This window comes from Microbacterium sp. NPDC089695 (assembly GCF_044749085.1).
In the GTDB taxonomy this organism is placed as follows: Bacteria; Actinomycetota; Actinomycetes; order Actinomycetales; family Microbacteriaceae; genus Microbacterium.
On sequence record NZ_JBIVHG010000002.1, the window covers coordinates 189,169 to 206,041 of the forward strand.

Annotated in this window: 17 protein-coding genes and 1 tRNA gene; 9 read left to right on the plus strand and 9 right to left on the minus strand. The window is 68.7% G+C overall.

What is annotated here, in order from left to right:
* Window positions 1-2: 2 nt before the first annotated feature.
* The 3 genes from zwf to pgl are packed head-to-tail and all read left to right on the plus strand — an operon-like array spanning window position 3 to window position 3,270.
* Window positions 3-1,553, plus strand: a complete 1,551-nt coding sequence (zwf, locus tag ACIPYT_RS14045) for a glucose-6-phosphate dehydrogenase (protein WP_401075398.1) — start codon at window positions 3-5, stop codon at window positions 1,551-1,553.
* Window positions 1,550-2,485 (plus strand): glucose-6-phosphate dehydrogenase assembly protein OpcA, encoded by a 936-nt coding sequence (locus ACIPYT_RS14050; protein WP_401075401.1) that lies wholly within the window; start codon window positions 1,550-1,552, stop codon window positions 2,483-2,485. Before zwf ends, ACIPYT_RS14050 begins: the two co-directional genes overlap by 4 nt.
* The gene (gene pgl / locus ACIPYT_RS14055; RefSeq protein WP_401075404.1) at window positions 2,485-3,270 is read left to right on the plus strand and encodes a 6-phosphogluconolactonase; all 786 of its coding nucleotides are present in this window, start codon (window positions 2,485-2,487) and stop codon (window positions 3,268-3,270) included. The genes ACIPYT_RS14050 and pgl overlap by 1 nt, the downstream gene beginning before the upstream one ends.
* A gap of 13 nt (window positions 3,271-3,283) precedes the next feature.
* Here pgl and ACIPYT_RS14060 read toward each other — a convergent pair whose 3' ends face one another.
* Window positions 3,284-4,336, minus strand: a complete 1,053-nt coding sequence (locus ACIPYT_RS14060; protein ID WP_401075407.1) for a DMT family transporter — start codon at window positions 4,334-4,336, stop codon at window positions 3,284-3,286.
* Window positions 4,337-4,397: 61 nt separating this feature from the next.
* Between ACIPYT_RS14060 and def the strand changes: the two genes are divergently transcribed.
* Both def and ACIPYT_RS14070 read left to right on the plus strand, forming a co-directional pair.
* Entirely contained in the window at window positions 4,398-4,964 is a 567-nt protein-coding gene (def, locus tag ACIPYT_RS14065; RefSeq protein WP_401075410.1) for a peptide deformylase, read from the plus strand.
* A gap of 129 nt (window positions 4,965-5,093) precedes the next feature.
* Complete coding sequence (locus ACIPYT_RS14070; protein WP_401075413.1) at window positions 5,094-5,609, plus strand: hypothetical protein; 516 nt, start codon at window positions 5,094-5,096, stop codon at window positions 5,607-5,609.
* 131 nt (window positions 5,610-5,740) lie between these two features.
* Here the strand turns inward: ACIPYT_RS14070 and ACIPYT_RS14075 are convergent.
* The 5 genes from ACIPYT_RS14075 to dusB all read right to left on the minus strand — a co-directional run bounded on the left by ACIPYT_RS14075 (window position 5,741) and on the right by dusB (window position 11,121).
* Window positions 5,741-5,816 (minus strand) — tRNA-Asn (locus tag ACIPYT_RS14075).
* A gap of 97 nt (window positions 5,817-5,913) precedes the next feature.
* Complete coding sequence (locus tag ACIPYT_RS14080; protein ID WP_401075416.1) at window positions 5,914-6,687, minus strand: ATP-binding cassette domain-containing protein; 774 nt, start codon at window positions 6,685-6,687, stop codon at window positions 5,914-5,916.
* A gap of 36 nt (window positions 6,688-6,723) precedes the next feature.
* The gene (dnaG, locus tag ACIPYT_RS14085) at window positions 6,724-8,592 is read right to left on the minus strand and encodes a DNA primase (protein WP_401075418.1); all 1,869 of its coding nucleotides are present in this window, start codon (window positions 8,590-8,592) and stop codon (window positions 6,724-6,726) included.
* Window positions 8,592-9,977 (minus strand): deoxyguanosinetriphosphate triphosphohydrolase, encoded by a 1,386-nt coding sequence (locus ACIPYT_RS14090; RefSeq protein WP_401075421.1) that lies wholly within the window; start codon window positions 9,975-9,977, stop codon window positions 8,592-8,594. Before ACIPYT_RS14090 ends, dnaG begins: the two co-directional genes overlap by 1 nt.
* Window positions 9,967-11,121: a tRNA dihydrouridine synthase DusB gene (gene dusB, locus ACIPYT_RS14095; RefSeq protein WP_050720728.1), complete on the minus strand. Its 1,155-nt coding sequence runs from the start codon at window positions 11,119-11,121 to the stop codon at window positions 9,967-9,969. The genes ACIPYT_RS14090 and dusB overlap by 11 nt, the downstream gene beginning before the upstream one ends.
* Before the next feature lie 59 nt (window positions 11,122-11,180).
* Here dusB and ACIPYT_RS14100 point away from each other — a divergent pair, with 59 nt between their 5' ends.
* Together ACIPYT_RS14100 and ACIPYT_RS14105 are read left to right on the plus strand one after the other, a co-directional pair.
* Window positions 11,181-11,672, plus strand: a complete 492-nt coding sequence (locus ACIPYT_RS14100) for a glutathione peroxidase (RefSeq protein ID WP_401075425.1) — start codon at window positions 11,181-11,183, stop codon at window positions 11,670-11,672.
* A 295-nt stretch (window positions 11,673-11,967) separates the two neighbouring features.
* Window positions 11,968-13,182 carry a metallophosphoesterase family protein gene (locus ACIPYT_RS14105; RefSeq protein WP_401075428.1) on the plus strand — a complete coding sequence of 405 codons (1,215 nt, stop codon included), beginning with the start codon at window positions 11,968-11,970 and terminating at the stop codon, window positions 13,180-13,182.
* Window positions 13,183-13,248: 66 nt separating this feature from the next.
* Here ACIPYT_RS14105 and ACIPYT_RS14110 read toward each other — a convergent pair whose 3' ends face one another.
* Window positions 13,249-13,941, minus strand: a complete 693-nt coding sequence (locus ACIPYT_RS14110; RefSeq protein WP_401075431.1) for a DsbA family protein — start codon at window positions 13,939-13,941, stop codon at window positions 13,249-13,251.
* Between the two features lie 54 nt (window positions 13,942-13,995).
* On the opposite strand from ACIPYT_RS14110, the gene ACIPYT_RS14115 reads away from it, so the two are divergent.
* Window positions 13,996-14,607 (plus strand): AAA family ATPase, encoded by a 612-nt coding sequence (locus ACIPYT_RS14115; protein WP_401075434.1) that lies wholly within the window; start codon window positions 13,996-13,998, stop codon window positions 14,605-14,607.
* On the opposite strand, the gene ACIPYT_RS14120 is transcribed toward ACIPYT_RS14115, so the two are convergent.
* Window positions 14,547-15,350, minus strand: a complete 804-nt coding sequence (locus ACIPYT_RS14120; RefSeq protein ID WP_401075436.1) for an isoprenyl transferase — start codon at window positions 15,348-15,350, stop codon at window positions 14,547-14,549. The genes ACIPYT_RS14115 and ACIPYT_RS14120 overlap by 61 nt on opposite strands.
* A complete protein-coding gene (recO, locus tag ACIPYT_RS14125; RefSeq protein WP_401075439.1) occupies window positions 15,347-16,090 on the minus strand; it encodes a DNA repair protein RecO in 744 nt (247 codons plus the stop codon). Before recO ends, ACIPYT_RS14120 begins: the two co-directional genes overlap by 4 nt.
* 34 nt (window positions 16,091-16,124) lie before the next feature.
* Here recO and ACIPYT_RS14130 point away from each other — a divergent pair, with 34 nt between their 5' ends.
* The gene (locus tag ACIPYT_RS14130; protein WP_363370577.1) at window positions 16,125-16,820 is read left to right on the plus strand and encodes a TRIC cation channel family protein; all 696 of its coding nucleotides are present in this window, start codon (window positions 16,125-16,127) and stop codon (window positions 16,818-16,820) included.
* Window positions 16,821-16,873 lie beyond the last annotated feature (53 nt).

Consider the following 16,873-nt stretch of genomic DNA (forward strand, 5'->3'; position numbering starts at 1 on the left):
TGATGTCCGTTCCCATCTCGCGCGCGCACAACCCGCTGCGCGACCCCGACGATCGCCGTCTCAACCGCATCGCGGGGCCCAGCGCCCTCGTGATCTTCGGTGTGACCGGAGACCTCTCCCGCAAGAAGCTCATGCCGGCCGTGTACGACCTGGCCAACCGCGGTCTGCTGCCGCCCGGGTTCGCACTGGTCGGATTCGCCCGCCGCGACTGGGAGGACCAGGACTTCGCGAAGGTCGTCTACGACGCTGTGAAGCAGCATGCGCGCACCCCGTTCCGCGAGGAGACGTGGGCGCAGCTGCTGCAGGGGATCCGATTCGTCTCGGGCGAGTTCGACAACCCCGAGTCGTTCGTGAAGCTCCGCGAGACCGTCGAGAAGCTCGACGTCGAGCGCGGCACGATGGGCAATCACGCCTACTACCTGTCGATCCCGCCGAAGGACTTCCCGCTCGTGGCGAAGCAGCTCAAGGACTCGGGTCTTGTCGGAGAGAACGCCGACGACGACGAGCACTGGCGCCGTGTCGTGATCGAGAAGCCGTTCGGGCATGACCTCGAGTCGGCGCGTGAGTTGAACGCAGCCCTCGAAGTGGCCTTCGCGCCCGACTCGATCTTCCGCATCGACCACTATCTCGGCAAGGAGACGGTGCAGAACATCCTGGCGCTGCGCTTCGCGAACGAGCTGTACGAGCCGATCTGGAACCGCAACTACGTCGACCACGTGCAGATCACGATGGCCGAGGACATCGGTGTCGGCGGCCGTGCCGGCTACTACGACGGCGTCGGCGCCGCGCGCGACGTGATCCAGAACCACCTGCTCCAGCTGCTCGCGCTGACCGCAATGGAGGAGCCCATCAGCCTCTCGGCCGAGCACCTGCGTTCCGAGAAGGAGAAGGTGCTCGCGGCCGTCCACGTACCCGACGACCTCTCCCTCGCCACTGCTCGCGGCCAGTACGCCGGCGGCTGGCAGGGCGGCGAGCAGGTCACCGGATTCCTGGACGAGGAGGGCATGAACCCCCAGTCCGCGACGGAGACCTACGCGGCCATCAAGCTCGAGATCGACACGCGCCGCTGGGCCGGTGTGCCGTTCTACCTGCGCACGGGCAAGCGCCTCGGACGTCGCGTGACCGAGGTCGCCGTGGTCTTCAAGCGCGCCCCCGAGCACCTGTTCGGTCGCTCGAACGCCTCGGAGCTCGGTCAGAACGCCCTCGTGATCCGTGTGCAGCCCGATGAGGGCGTCACGATCCGATTCGGCTCGAAGGTGCCCGGCAACGGCACGAACGTGCGTGACGTGACGATGGACTTCGGATACGGCCACGCCTTCACCGAAGCCAGCCCCGAAGCCTACGAGCGCCTGATCCTCGACGTGCTCCTGGGCGACCCGCCTCTGTTCCCGCGTCACGAAGAGGTCGAGCTCTCCTGGAAGATCCTCGACCCGGTCGAGGAGTACTGGGCTTCCGAAGGCGGCCCCGTGGATCAGTATGCACCGGGATCGTGGGGTCCGGCATCGGCCGACGACCTCTTGGCCCGCGACGGACGAGTCTGGAGACGACCGTGATCATCGACCTTCCCGACACGACCGTCAGCCAGGTCGCGAAGCAGCTCGTCAAGGTGCGCGAAGAGGGTGGCGCCGTCGCTCTCGGTCGCGTGCTGACCCTGGTGATCTCGGCGCGCAACGGCGTCGCCGAGGCCGCGATCGACGCGGCGAACGACGCCTCCCGCGAGCACCCGATGCGCGTCATCGTGCTCACCACGGGAGAGGGCGACGCTCGCCTCGACGCGCAGATCCGCGTCGGCGGTGACGCCGGAGCCAGCGAGGTCGTCGTGCTGCACGCTTACGGCGCCGCCGCCAGCAACGAGGAGAGCATCGTGACCGGTCTGCTGCTGCCCGATGCACCGGTCGTCGCGTGGTGGCCCGAGGAGGCCCCCACGTCGCCTGCGACCTCGCCGCTCGGCAAGATCGCCCAGCGTCGCATCACCGATGCGGCGACGTCTCCCGACGTGCGCGACCGCCTTGCGCTCCTCGGCCGCACCCACGCTCCCGGCGACACGGACCTCGCCTGGACCCGTCTGACGCACTGGCGCGAGCAGCTCGCCGCCGTTCTCGATCAGCCGCCGTTCGAAGAGGTCACCGGCGTCGAGGTGCGCGGCGCGTCCGCGTCGCCGTCGACCGCCCTGCTCGCCGCGTGGCTGCAGATGGCGCTCGAAGTGCCCGTGAAGTGGTCGTACGAGAACCCGAAGGACTGGGAAGAGGGCATCAAGTCGGTGCGCCTGACCCGCCCCTCGGGTGACATCCTGCTCGAGCGGCCCTCTCCGGGCGACGCCGTGCTCACGCAGCCCGGCCAGCCCGACCACGACCTGCACCTGCCGCGTCGCACGCTGCGGGAGTGCCTCGCCGAGGAGCTCCGTCGCCTCGATCCCGACGTCCTGTACGGTCGAGTGATCACCGAGGGCTGGGAGAAGCTGGGTCCGCCCGAGACAGGAGCATGATGTCGTCGCAGTCAGCGCCCGCAGAGAAGCGGGTGGTGGTCGAAGCCACGCCCGGAGCCGTCGCCGAGAGGGTCGCTGACCGCTTCCTGACGCGTCTTCGTGCGCGCACGCGCAACGGCCGCATCGCCCACGTCGCCCTCACCGGGGGGTCGATGGGCGGTGCGGTCCTGCGCGCCACGCTCGAGCATCCGCGGTCGGCTTCCATCGACTGGTCCCTCGTGCACTTCTGGTGGGGCGACGAGCGCTTCGTGGCGCGCGACGACGCAGACCGCAACGCTGTGCAGTCGCGTGCCGCGCTGCTCGATCACATCGACGTGCCTGCGGAGAACGTGCACGAGGTCGCCGCCGCCGGCGAGGGAGTCACGCTCGACGAGGCCGCTGCGGCGTACGCGGCGGAACTGGCACGTTACGGCACCGATGAGCAGCCATGGCCGTCTTTCGCGGTCTGTTTTCTCGGCGTCGGGCCCGACGGCCACATCGCCTCGCTCTTCCCGGATCGCCCCGAGGTCACCGTGACCGATGCCGCCGCGCTACCGGTGCGCAACTCCCCGAAGCCGCCGCCCGAGCGTGTGACGCTCACTCGCCCGGTGCTGAACGCATCCAAGCGCGTCTGGCTGGTGCTCACGGGCGCCGACAAGGCCTCCGCCCTGGGACTCGCATTGGCCGGGGCCAGCTACTCCAGCGTGCCCGCCGCCGGCGCGAAGGGACGCAAGCGCACCGTGTTCTTCGTCGATGACGCGGCGGCGTCGGAGGTCTCTCCCGACCTCATCGATCCCGCCTACTGAGAGAGACCCGCGCTCAGTGCTGGTCGCCCGCTGAGGGGCGCTCGGAATCCGCGTCGTCGACGGTCGGGGTGTTGTCGGACGACGCTGCACGGTCGGGAACGCCCGCTCCATCGCTGCCGCGGGTGATGCCCAGCTCCTGGCTGTCGCTGAGCACCTGCGGGTGGTACCGCGCGAGGCCGACGACTCCCCAGACGGCGATCGCGCCGGCGACGCCGAAGATCACGAGGACCCACGGTGGAGCCGCCGCGGCCTCGCCCAGCACGACCATGCCGATGAGCACGGCGACCAGCGGGTCGACGACGGTGAGTCCGGCGATGACGAGGTCGGGCGGTCCCGAACTGTATGCGGTCTGCACGAAGTACGCGCCCACGGCGGCGGCGGCGATCAGGGCGATCACGCAGACGAGGGTGATCCACTCGAAATTGCCCGCCTCGATGCGGCTGATGACCGCCTTCGCGAGGGTGGCGACGAAGCCGTAGAGGATGCCGGCGCCGATGACGTAGAACAGGGCGCGCATGCGGCGACGCAGCACGAGCCAGCAGGCACCGAGCACGATGATCACCACGAGAAGGATCGCGAGGATCGTGAAGAGCTCGCTGTCGCCGATCTTCTTCTCCGTGGCGAACAGAGCGGCGAACGAGACGAACAGGAAGATGCCGCCGACGCAGCAGACGATCGCGGTGATCGACTGCCGGGTGGGCGAGTGGCCGGAGATGCGGGCGTTCAGCAGCGTCGTGATGACGAGCGCGATGGCGCCGAGGGGCTGCACGACGATCAGCGGCGCCTGCGAGAGCGCGGCGAGCTGGCAGACGATCGCGAGTCCGAGCATGAGAGTGCCCGCGAGCCACGACGGGCGGGTGAGAAGCGCTTTGAGCTGCCCGCCGCTCAGTCCGCTGGTGCCCTGTGCGCCGCTGAGGCGCTCGACCTTCTCGACGCCGCGGTGCTGATACTGCGCGCCGAGCGACATGAAGACGGCCCCGGCCAGAGCCAGCGGAATGCCGAGCAGGAGTTTGGGGTTCTGAAAGACACCGACCAGCTGGTCGGTGATGTCCTCAGCCCCAGTCATCCACACCGCAATGCTCACATCACGACCCTACCCGCCGATGCGCGCCGAGTAGGGTTATGGCGTGGCTGTACTTCCGATTCGTATCATGGGCGACCCCGTTCTGCACTCCCCCGCCTCACCCGTCGAGAACATCACCGACGACGTCCGCATGCTCGTGGCCGACATGTTCGAGACCATGGACGCGGCTCCCGGCGTCGGTCTCGCCGCACCCCAGGTCGGGGTGCCGCTGCGGATCTACACGTACGCCTATGTCGATGATGAGGACCAGCCCTGGCGCGGCGTGCTCATCAATCCGGAGCTCTGGATGGTCCCGCTCGAACCGGGGTCCCCCGACGACGAGATCGAGTCGGAAGGCTGCCTGTCGTTCCCGGGCGAGCGCTTCGCCCTGCGGCGCTCCGAGCGCGTGCGGGTGACCGGCATGGATCTCGACGGGCAGCCCGTGGAGATCGCGGTGGACGGATGGCGTGCACGCATCATGCAGCACGAGTTCGACCATCTCGACGGCATCCTCTACATCGACCGTCTGTCGGACGGCGACTGGAAGACCGTGCAGAAGATCGCGAGGAAGCGCGGCTGGGGGCGTCCCGGCGCGAGTTGGATGCCGGGCGTCGACGACCTCGAGAGCTGACTCCGCGCTCCTCCCTCCCAGCCAGACCACAGGGTCTTCGGAGTTGCATCACAGACTCTCCCGCCGCTAGCGTGCTCCCGGGGGATATACCGATATTTCCCTGTGGACGTTTCTGGGAGGGAAATCATCATGACAACACTGCGCATGCGACGCGCACTCGCACTCGCCGGTGCGGCTGTGGCGCTCTCGGTCGCTCTGACCGGCTGCAGCGCACTGAACAGCATCCTCGCAGGAGGCGCAGGAGACGCGGATCGCGACGAGGAGACCGGCCAGGTCACCGAGAGCGCGAACATCGACATCTTCTCGCTCGCGCTCGGAGACTGCACCGTGGGCAGTTCCACCGGTCTGCTCGAGGACATCGACGTCGTGCCGTGCTCCGAGCCGCACGACCAGGAGGTCTTCCACGAGATCACCATGCCCGACGGCGACTTCTCGCAGGACGATGTCGACGCTGCCGCTCTCCAGTGCTTCGAAGACGCGTACACGAGCTTCGTCGGCGTGGCCTACGCGGACTCGATCCTCGACGCGTCGACGATCACTCCGACCAAGGACACCTGGGAGCAGCTCGACGACCGCATCGTGCAGTGCGTGATCTACGACCCCGAGGGCCAGACCACGGGTTCGCTCGCCGGCTCGGCCCGCTGATCCGTCGACAGCACGAGAGAGGGCCACGCCGGTTTCGGCGTGGCCCTCTCTGTGTTCTCACGTCTCCGTGTCGTCGGAGCGACGCTCCGGAAAAGGGAAAACCCCTGACTCTCGATGAGAATCAGGGGTATTGGCTCCCCGGCTTGGACTCGAACCAAGAACCTGCCGGTTAACAGCCGGCTGCTCTGCCAATTGAGCTACCGAGGAATGTGCTCCGCTGCGCGGGCAACTCGTCAATCCTAGCAAACTCCCGAGCGTGCTCGTGACACGGGCGGGACATCGGGCGTGTCGACGGTCCTGCGTCTCAGGGCTGGGAATCGGCCTCGGCGTTCGGTGCCCAGAGCAGGTCTTTGCCGACCCCGCGAGCGACCACGTGGCCGCTGCGGAGCATGAGCGTCTCGGCGTTCAGCTCGCGGATGAAGTCGGCGTCGTTCGTCACGAGCAGTGCCCCCATCCCCTGCTCCTTGCGACGACGGGTGATCGCATCGAACACCACGGGGCGCACCTCGAGATCGAGGTTCGCGAGGATCTCGTCGGCGATCAGCACACGTGGCTCGAGCACGAACGAGCGTGCGATCGCGACCCGCTGACGCATCCCGGCGCTGAGCTCGTACGGGAACTTGGCCGCCGTGCCGAGCGGCAGGTGCAGTTCGTCGAGCAGCGTGGCGATGCGGATCGAGAGCGCCTTGGTGTTCACCCGCTTCTCGCGGATGAGGATCGGCTCGGCGATCACCTCGTTCACGGTGAGCTGCGGCGGCAGGTCGGCACCCGCCCCCTGCGGCACGAAACCGGTGCGGTACGTGAGCAGACGGTGCCGCCGACCGGGGCGCCGGATGTCGACGTCGCACACCTGGGCACTACCACCCACAACCCGCACCGAGGGGTCTGTAGAGCCTGCCAGAGCCGCGACGAGTGTGGACTTGCCCGATCCCGTCGGACCCGCCACGCAGATCAGCTCACCCGGCGGGAGCCGGAAGGTCACGCCGTCGATCGCACGGGTCGGACCGCTGTGCCCGATGCGATCGATGACCAGATCCGAGCAGTCGATCGCGTAGGTCGATTCGGGCCGAGAGAACATGTCTCCATCCTGCCCTGCGCCTCGCCACGCGAGCCGTTACGACTCGGTGAAGCGCTGCCGTTCGACGTCGAGGTCGCGCAACCGCATCCGCAGGGCGCGTCCGCCGTCGGAGTCCGCAGGCACTCGCTGGACGGCGCCGAGGAGCTCCTGCTTCTCGTGCTCGAGACCGCGCAGGATCAGGCGCCGAGCGAGATCCGTCGCCGATGCGACGGCGCCGTCCTCATCGCGCGCAGGGAACGGGGTCATCAGCAGCTCACCCGCGAGCGATCGGTACGGCTCCCGCACCGCGTTGACGGCCTCGGTCACCCATCCCGCTCTGGTGCGGTCCGGGGCTGCCGCGACCGCTTCACGCACCGCATCGAGCCCCGGCGTGCGGAACGGAGCGCCGAGGGCACGCGAGAGCAGGGCTTGATCGAGCCGATGGCCGTACTGCAGAACGCCCATCAGCGCATCGCGCTCCACCGCGACATCCGCATTGCGCGGAAGGCTCGCGAGCGTGACCGGTGCGAAGCCCGAGCCACCCTGAACCGACTCCACCGACACGGGATCGTGTCGGTTCGTCTCCGGACGCGGGCTCGACGAGCCGGTGCGCGCGGCACGCTCGACCTCTCCGTGGACTTCGGTCGGATCCATGCCGAGGCGCCGCGCGAGCACGCGCTCGTACCCGGGACGCAGCAGCCGGTCACGGATCTCGGCCACGATCGGAGCCGCCGCGCGCAGGGCGCCGACGCGACCCTCGACCGTCGAGAGATCGAACCCGCCGAGCTTGCGGTCGATCGCGAACTCGAACATCGGCTGCTTGGAGTCCATGAGCGAGCGCACGGCCGCATCGCCCCGCTGCAGGCGCAGGTCGCACGGGTCGAGACCGTCGGGCGCCACCGCCACGAATGTCTGGGCATTGAAACGGTCGTCCTCGGTGAACGCGCGGAGCGCCGCCTTCTGCCCGGCCTCATCGCCGTCGAACGTGAACACGACCTCTCCCGAGGCGTTGTCGTCGCCCATCACGCGCCGCAGCACCTTGATGTGCTCGGTACCGAAAGCCGTGCCGCAGGTCGCGATCGCGGTGGTGAGCCCGGCGAGATGACAGGCCATGACGTCGGTGTACCCCTCGACCACGACGACCCGACGAGGGTCACCGCGAGAGATGTCGCGCTTCGCCAGATCGAGCCCGTAGAGGACCTGTGCCTTCTTGTAGATCGGGGTCTCGGGGGTGTTGAGGTATTTCGGCCCCTGGTCGTCATCGAAGAGCTTGCGCGCTCCGAAGCCGATCGTCTGCCCCGAGACGTCGCGGATCGGCCACACCAGCCGTCCGCGGAACCGGTCGTAGACACCCCGCTGCCCCTGCGACACGAGGCCCGCCGATACGAGCTCGTCCCGGGTGAACCCCTGGGCGCTGAGCGCCTTCAGCATCCCGTCCCATCCGCGCGGTGCGAAACCGACGCCGAAGTGCGCCGCCGCCCCCGCGTCGAAGCCTCGCTCCCCGAGGAAGCGGCGCCCGGCCTCGGCATCCGGCGTCAGCAGCTGTGCCCTGAAGAACTCGGCCGCCGCGGTGTTAGCCGCATACAGGCGGCTCCGCCCGCTGGTCTCGGGTGCCGCTCCGCCGTCTTCGTAGTGCAGGGTGTAGCCGATGCGGCCGGCGAGGCGCTCGACGGCCTCGGTGAAGCTCACGTGGTCCATCTCGCGCAGGAACGAGTACACGTCGCCCGACTCCCCGCAGCCGAAGCAGTGGTAGTACCCGACCTGCGGGCGCACGTGGAAGCTCGGGCTCTTCTCGTCGTGGAACGGGCAGAGGCCCTTGAGCGAGCCGACGCCGGCGGACTTCAGCGCGACGCGCTCCCCCACGATGTCGGCGATGTTCGTGCGGGCCTTCACCTCGTCGACGTCGGCCTGCCGGATGCGGGGCATCAGCGCGCGCCTTCGATGACCGCGGCCGGCGGTGTGTGCACCCGAGCGCCGGGGCGCGCGTGACGCGGCGTCCAGATGCCCACCTCGGCGGGGTCGATCTCTCCCACGAGGCGGTTGTGCCAGTCGATCGCGCTCTGGTCTGTCAGGCTCGCGATCTGGTCGACGACGACCCGTGCACGTTCGGCGTCCGACTTCGCCGCGCGGAAGTCAGCCGAGAAGGCGGGCTCGAGCACGTCGGCGCCTGCCGACCACAGAGCGTCGGTCGACCACAGCGCGTCGGCGAGGCGCGTGAGCACCCGACGCTGCTCCTTGTAGACGCCCTTGCGCGCCTCGATCGTCACGATCGCCTGGCCCATGATGCCCTTGAGCACGGCGATCTCGGCCTCGACGACGCGCGGCACCACGACGTGGGCGTTGTAGCGCACGAGCACCGGCCCCGCGTAGGCGTCGCGCGTCGCGGAGACCGCGGCGCGGGCGAAGCGGCCGATCAGGTCACTCGTGAGGTTCTTGAGATTGGCGAGATCGCGGCGCGACCGGTCGAACGAGGTGAGCCACATGGGCTGCGACGACAGGCGGTAGAGCGCGTCGGCGAGCTCGTGACGGGTGAAGTCGTAGCCGACCCACTGCTGGATGCGGTCGATCAGCGCCTCGTGCGCTCGCGGATCCGCCAGCTGGGCGACGTCGACATAGCCGTTGACGATCGCGTCCTCGAAATCGTGCACGGAGTAGCCGATGTCGTCGGAGAGATCCATGATCTCGGCCTCGATGCAGCGGAGCCGTTTGGTCGCGCCCTCACGCATCCAGCGGAAGACCGCCTCATCATCGGGGTAGACGCCGAACTTCAGCCGTCCACCGGGATCGGGCACCGGGCTGTCGACGGTCCACGGGTACTTGCACGTCGCGTCGAGGCTCGCCCGCGTGAGATTGAGACCGACCGAGTGGCCGTCGTCGTCGATGACTTTGGCCTCGAGACGCGTGAGGATGCGCAGCGACTGCGCGTTGCCCTCGAAGCCGCCGATGGGCTCGGCCCATTCGTTGAGCGCGCGCTCGCCGTTGTGCCCGAAGGGCGGATGGCCGAGGTCGTGGCTGAGACACGCGGTGTCGACGACATCGGCGGACACACCGAGCGCCGACGCGAGTTCACGGCCGACCTGAGCGACCTCGAGCGAGTGCGTGAGACGGTTGCGGGCGAAGTCCGCGGTGCTGGCGGGGCTCAGCACCTGGGTCTTGGCCGCGAGGCGGCGCAGAGCCGCGGAGTGGAGCACGCGGGCGCGGTCGCGCGCGAAGTCGTCGCGCTCGGATCGATGGGTCTCCGCGAAGAAGCGCTCCGCGTCGCGATCGTCGTACCCGTCGGCCCGCACGGACGCCGAGACCTCAGCCGCCACTGTTCTCGATCTCCGCACCTCGCATCATCTCGGATGCCGACGCCGCGAGCTCCCGCGACTCCAGCCACTTGTCCGGCAGGGCAGGACGCTTGGGGCGACCGGACCGGCCGCGCTGCCCCTCGGCATCCGCGCCGGGATAGGGGGCCGAGTGATCGAGCTGTCCGAGCAGATCGTCGATCTCCTGCAGGCTGGACGCCGTCGCGAGCCCCGTGCGGATGTCGCCGCCGACCGGGTAGCCCTTGAAATACCACGCGACGTGCTTGCGGACGTCGCGGCATCCGCGATCCTCGTCCTCGAAGAACTCGACGAGCAGTTCGGCGTGGCGCTTGAACGCATCCGCGACGAAGCCCAGGGTCGCGTCGACCGTCTTGCCCTCCCCGCCGAACGCGTTCGCGAGCTCTCCGAACAGCCACGGGCGTCCGAGGCAGCCGCGCCCGACGACCACGCCGTCGCAGTCGGTCTGCGCCATCATGCGCACGGCGTCGTCGGCCGACCAGATGTCGCCGTTGCCGAGCACGGGGATGCTGGTGACGGCCTGCTTGAGCTCGCCGATCGCGTTCCAGTCGGCGAAGCCCGAGTAGAACTCGCTCGCGGTGCGGGCGTGCAGCGCCACCGCCGCGGCGCCGGCGTCCTCCGCGGCCCGGCCGGCATCGAGGAACGTCAGGTGATCGGGGTCGATCCCCTTGCGCATCTTGACCGTGAGCGGGATGTCACCCGCGGCCTTGACGGCCTGCGTCACGATGTCGGCGAAGAGCGACGACTTCCACGGCAGCGCGGCGCCGCCGCCCTTGCGGGTGACCTTGGGCACCGGGCATCCGAAGTTGAGGTCGATGTGGTCGGCGTGGTCCTCGGCGACGATGATGCGCACCGCATCCGCGATCGTCTTGGGGTCGACACCGTAGAGCTGAATGGACCTCGGCGTCTCGGACTCGTGGTGACGGATCAGACGCATGGTGGTCTCGTTGCGCTCGACCAGTGCGCGCGAGGTGATCATCTCGCTCACGTAGAGCCCGGCGCCGTACTCGCGGCACAGGCGGCGGAAGGCCGTGTTCGTGATCCCCGCCATGGGCGCGAGCACGACGGGCACGTCGAGCGCGATCGGGCCGATGCGGAGCGTGGGAACGGGGGCGGTTGCGACAGTCATGACCCGTCCATTCTCCCAGACACGGAGCCCGGGGCGGCGCATCGACCTAAGCTGTGAACATGACCGATTCCGCAGTGCGTTCCATCCCCTTCCTCGACGCCGACGGCAACGAGAAGACGCTCGACGATCTGGGCGAGGTCGTGCTCGTCGTGAACGTCGCGTCGAAGTGCGGACTCACTCCGCAGTACGAGCAGCTCGAGGAGTTGCAGCGCCTCTACGGCGACCGCGGATTCAGCGTGATCGGGTTCCCCTGCAACCAGTTCTTCGGCCAGGAGCCGGGATCGATGGAGCAGATCCTCGACTTCTGCTCCACCACGTACGGCGTGACCTTCCCCATCAACGATAAGGTCAAGGTGAATGGCCGCAACGCCGCCGACCTCTACAAGGCGCTGAAGCAGACCGAGGATGCCGGCGGCAAGGCCGGGCGCGTCGAGTGGAACTTCGAGAAGTTCCTGGTGCTCCCCGACGGCGACGTCATCCGCTTCCGTCCGAAGCAGAAGCCCGACGCCCCCGAGATCGTCGGTGCGATCGAGGCCGCGCTGACGCGCTGATCATCCACTGCTTGCCCCCGGTCGAATCGCGTGCACGACGAGGACGAGCTGACCGGCGGCAACGCTCTCTGCCGCGACGTCTGGCTCGCCGCGCTCACGGCGCCGGAGTCGCGCCGCACTCGCTGATCAACTCGTCTAACCCTCGCTACCCCACCGCGTTCACCCGGGCTTCACCCTCGCACTCGGCGCACCGGTCGACGAAGGCGGCGCCGCATTCACCCGCCGGTCGGTTCGCGGCCATGTGTCCTGCCTAGTCTCGCCGGGCGATATCCGTTCGAAGACAAGGAGAACGACCATGCCCGACCGCGTGCCGATCAGCCGGCGAACCGTCCTCACCGCAGGTGCGCTCGGTGCGCTCAGCACCGCCCTCCCACTCGGTGCTGCCTCGGCGCACGCCTCTGCCCCCGCCGACGCCTGGTCGTCTGCGCGTCCGACGAAGCCCGGCAAGGTCGGGCGCCTGCAGTTCCGTGCGGACGGAACCTTCAAGATCGTGCAGTTCAACGACACGCAGGACGACGAGCTCACCGACCGTCGCACCGTGGAGCTCATCGAGAAGGTGCTCGATCAGGAGACACCGGACTTCGTGGTGATCAACGGCGATGTCATCACGGGCGGATGCGAGACCCGCCTCGCCGTCAAGCAGGCCATCAACAACGTCGTCTGGCCGATGGAGTCCCGGAAGATCCCGTGGGCGGTCACCTTCGGGAACCACGATGAGGACTCGCTGCCGGAGTCGGGCGTCGACGAAGCGGGGATGCTGGCGATCTACCGCTCCTACGACTACAACATGAACGCCGAGAACACCCGCGGCGTCACGGGCACCAGCAACACCCTCGCGACGATCGCCTCGTCCGCGAAGAAGAACCGGGAGGCCTTCGCGCTGTGGCTGATGGACTCCGGTCGCTACGCCCCCGAGGTGCTGAGCGGCCAGGACTTCGCCGGCTATCCGACCTGGGACTGGCTGCGCATGGATCAGGTCGCCTGGTATCGCCAGCAGTCGCAGGAGCTCGAGAAGCGTCGTGGCAGGAAGCTACCGGGACTGATGTTCCTGCACATCGCCCTGTCGGAGCACCGCTTCATGTGGTGGGGCGGCGTCGACACCCGCACCGAGGCCGACGCCGCGCGCGGACGGCTCCGCCACGGCATCATCGGCGAACGGAACGAGGACGAATGCCCCGGACCCTTCAACTCGGGGATGTTCAACGCGATCCTCGAACGCGGCGACGTGAAGGGCGTGTTCGTCGGGCACGACCACATCAACGACTACGTGGGCGACTACTACGGAGTCAAGCTCGGGTACGCGCCCGGCACGGGCTTCGGGGCATACGGCCTCGACGGCGCCGACCGCAATCGCATGCGTGGCGGCCGCGTGTTCGAGCTCACGGAGACGGGTGACGACGTGGCGATCGCGACGCGCGTCGTCTACGCCCGCGATCTCGGCATCGACCTCACCGCGAATGACCAGCCGATGGAGCCGCTTCCGCTGGCACCCGCACAGGAGCGCATCTGACGCCCCGAGACGCGTCGAGGCGGCGGGAGCGTGACTCCCACCGCCTCGACGTCTGATGGCAGCGGCTCAGGCCTGAGCTGCCGACTTGTCGTCTTCGGGGGCGCCGCGCTGGGCCCACAGGTCGCGCAGCACGTTCTCGAAGGCTGCGGGAGGCTGGGCGCCGCTGATGCCGTACTGGCCGTCGATCACGAAGAACGGCACGCCCTGGATGCCGTAGGCCTGGGCCTGCGCCTGGTCCTGGCGGACGTCCTGGAGGTGCCGGGAGGTCTCGAGCGCCTCACGCACGGCCTCCGCCTCGAGGCCCACCTCGACGGCGAGCTCGACGAGGTCATCGACGCGACCGACGTGCTTGCCCTCGGTGAAGTACGCGGACATGAGCCGCTCCTCCATCTCGTGCTGCAGGTCGTTCGCCTTCGCGAAGTGCAGCAGCTCATGGGCCTTGACGGTGTTGGTGTGCTGCAGCAGATCGAACCGGTATGCGAGGCCGGCGTTCTCGGCGACGCCGGTGACGTGCGACAGCATCTCCTCGACCTGTGCGCGCGGCATGCCCTTGTGGCCCGACAGGAAGTCGATCTCGTCGCCGTCGAAGTCGACGGGGGTGTCGGGTGCGAGCTCGAAGGAGTGGAACGTGATGTTCACCTGTGGGGCGTCATCATCGCCGGCGACGGCTTCCAGCCCCTTCTCGAGGTTGCGCTTGCCGATGTAGCACCAGGGGCAGGCGATGTCGGACCAGATGTCGATGGAGATGGCGTCAGTCACAACATGATCCAACCGCATCCTCGTCCGGCCTATTCCGCTGGGTAGGATTCTCGGATGCTCTCCGCCGATGATCCGCTCCCCCGCGTTCCCGAACGGGTGCTCGTCGCGGGCGTGACCGGGTCGGGCAAGACGACGCTGTCCCGGCGCGTCGCCGCTGTCTGGAACCTGCGCCACACCGAGATCGACGGGCTGTTCCACGGCGAGAACTGGACACCGCGGCCGACCTTCATCGACGACGTGCGCGCGTTCGCCGCCGAGGACCGCTGGATCACCGAATGGCAGTACACGAGCAAGGGCACCGACCTGATCCTCACGCCCCGCGCGCACCTCGTGATCTGGCTCGACTATCCGTATCGCGTCGTGCGCTCGCGCCTCCTGCGGCGGACACTGAGCAGGAGCATCCTGCGCACGAGGATGTGGAACGGCAACGTCGAGAAGCCGATCTGGCGCATGTTCCGCGGCACCCCCGAAGACAGCATCCTGGCCTGGCAGACCGCGACGCTGCACAAGTGGACCGAACGGATGCCGGTGGCCGAGGCCGAGTTCCCGCACCTGACGATCGTGCGCCTGCGCCATCCCCGCGAGACCGAGCGGTGGCTGCGCGCTCAGGCCGGGGCGTCGGGTGTGTCGATCGCGCCGCCGAAGCGTCGGTCGCGCGACAGGTAGAGGCCGATGGCCCGCCACAGCTCCTCGCGCGAGAAGTCCGGCCACAGGGTGTCGAGGAACACCATCTCGGCGTAGGCCGACTCCCACAGCAGGAAGTTCGAGGTGCGCTGCTCCCCCGAGCTGCGCAGGAACAGGTCGACGTCCGGCATGTCGGGCACGTAGAGGTGGCGACGGATCATCTTCTCGGTGATCGCGGTCGGCTTGAAGCGTCCGGCGGCGACATCCGCGGCGATCGATCGCATCGCGTCGACGAGCTCGACCCGTCCGCCGTAGTTCACGCACATCGTGAGAGTGAGTCCCGTGTTCCGCTTCGTGAGCTCCTCGGCGCGCTGCAGCTCGGTGATCACGCTGCCCCAGAGCCGCGGCTTGCGGCCCGCCCAGCGGATGCGCACGTTCCACTCGTTGAGCTGATCGCGGCGGCGGTGGAGCACGTCGCGGTTGTACCCCATGAGGAAGCGGACCTCCTCGGGCGATCGCGCCCAGTTCTCCGTGGAGAACGCGTACACCGACAGGTGCTTCACGCCCGCCTGGATCGCTCCGGCGACGACGTCGAGCAGCACCTCCTCGCCGGCCTTGTGCCCCTCGATGCGGGTGAGTCCGCGGCGGTTGGCCCAGCGCCCGTTGCCGTCCATCACGATCGCGACGTGCTCGGGCACCGCCGGGAAGGCCGGCGGGTAGACGCCCGTCCAGTCGAGCGGACGGTAGGCCACGGCATCCTTGTGCGTGTACGGCTTGGGACTCACCGTGCTCCTTCTCGGGGGTCGTCTTTCACGTGCGCGAGCGAGCGGATGCCGCGCTCGAGGTGCCACTGGACGTAGGCGGCGATGAGGCCCGACGCCGCCGAGGTCTCGGCCGTCGATGCCGCGTCGATCACGTCCCACTCCCCCGCCATGAGCGAGCGGAGCAGCTCGAGCGTGCGGTCGGCGATGCGCGGGCTGCCGGCCGGGGCGTCGTTGCGGCACACGAGACCGCCGAGCTGGGCGACGAACGTCGTGTGCGGGCCCGGTGCACCGCAGCGGGCGCAGTCGCCGAGCGACGGGGCCCAGCCGGACAGCGCCATCACCCGCAGCAGGTACGAGTCGAGGATGCTGCGGGGCGCGTGCTCGCCGCGAGACAGCGCACGGAGTCCGCCCACGAGCAGGAGGTACTGCTCCGGCGTCGCCTCGGAGTCGCTGAGGCGGTCGGCCGTCTCGACCATCGCGCTCGCGGAGGTGAAGCGATCGTAGTGCGAGGCGATGTCGGCGCCGTACGCGCCGAGCGATTCCGCCTGCTGCACGATGTCGAGCGAGCGCCCCTGGTACAGCTGCACATCCGCGACCATGAAGGGCTCCAGCCGCGAGCCGAACTTCGACGAGGTGCGGCGCACGCCCTTCGCGACCGCGCGCACCTTGCCGTGGCGTCTGGACAGCATCGTGACGATGCGATCGGCCTCACCCAGCTTGTGGGTGCGCAGGATCACCGCTTCGTCTCGATACGTGGGCACCCCTCGATTATCCTCCGTGCGCGACAATGGACGGGTGACCGAACCGCTCTTCATCATTCCGTTCTGGGCGGATCTCCTCGGCGTCGGCCTCGGCGGGGTCCAGGGGGCGCTCTTCGCCTCCGGGTTCCAGGGCCAGCGGCGCCTCGACTGGCTGGGCGTCGCCATCATCGGGATCATGATCGGCATGGGCGGCGGTCTCATCCGCGACATCCTGCTCGGTCAGACTCCGGCGACGCTGCAGAACCAGTGGTATCTGGTGACCGCGACGGGAGCCGCGCTGTTCGGGATGCTGCTCGCCGGACTCTTCACGCGACTGAACAAGGTCATCGTCGGACTCGACGCGATCGTGATCGGCATGTTCGGCGCCTTCGGCACGAGCAAGGCGCTCGCGCTCGGCATCCCCGAAGTGCCCGCCGTGTTCATCGGCGTGTGCGCGGCCGTCGGCGGCAGCGTGCTGCGCGACATGCTCATGGGCCTGCCGACCGCCATCATGCACGTCGGCTCGCTCTACGCGGTGGCTGCGGGCGGAGGGTCGGCCTTCATCGTGATCGCGCACGCGCTCGGGATGTCGATCCCCCTCGCTGCCGTGATCGGCATCGCGGTGACCGCGGTGATCCGCGTGCTCGCCGTGAGCTTCGACGTGTCGCTCCCCGAGCAGCGCCGCCTCTACCGACGCAAGGTCGCCGCCGAGACGGGCGTCATCCCCATCGTCAAGCCCGGGCTCGACTGAGGTCGGCGCAGCACGTTTCGTCTCCTCACTCCGCTCCTCGCTCAACGACCGGG

Bases quoted from the DNA above. Each gene is read 5' to 3' on its own strand.
- zwf (WP_401075398.1), top strand. From the start codon at position 3: ATGTCCGTTCCCATCTCGCGCGCGCACAACCCGCTGCGCGACCCCGAC.
- pgl (WP_401075404.1), top strand. From the start codon at position 2,485: ATGTCGTCGCAGTCAGCGCCCGCAGAGAAGCGGGTGGTGGTCGAAGCC.
- ACIPYT_RS14060 (WP_401075407.1), bottom strand. From the start codon at position 4,336: ATGACTGGGGCTGAGGACATCACCGACCAGCTGGTCGGTGTCTTTCAG.
- ACIPYT_RS14070 (WP_401075413.1), top strand. From the start codon at position 5,094: ATGACAACACTGCGCATGCGACGCGCACTCGCACTCGCCGGTGCGGCT.
- ACIPYT_RS14080 (WP_401075416.1), bottom strand. From the start codon at position 6,687: ATGTTCTCTCGGCCCGAATCGACCTACGCGATCGACTGCTCGGATCTG.
- dnaG (WP_401075418.1), bottom strand. From the start codon at position 8,592: ATGCCCCGCATCCGGCAGGCCGACGTCGACGAGGTGAAGGCCCGCACG.
- dusB (WP_050720728.1), bottom strand. From the start codon at position 11,121: ATGACTGTCGCAACCGCCCCCGTTCCCACGCTCCGCATCGGCCCGATC.
- ACIPYT_RS14100 (WP_401075425.1), top strand. From the start codon at position 11,181: ATGACCGATTCCGCAGTGCGTTCCATCCCCTTCCTCGACGCCGACGGC.
- ACIPYT_RS14105 (WP_401075428.1), top strand. From the start codon at position 11,968: ATGCCCGACCGCGTGCCGATCAGCCGGCGAACCGTCCTCACCGCAGGT.
- ACIPYT_RS14115 (WP_401075434.1), top strand. From the start codon at position 13,996: ATGCTCTCCGCCGATGATCCGCTCCCCCGCGTTCCCGAACGGGTGCTC.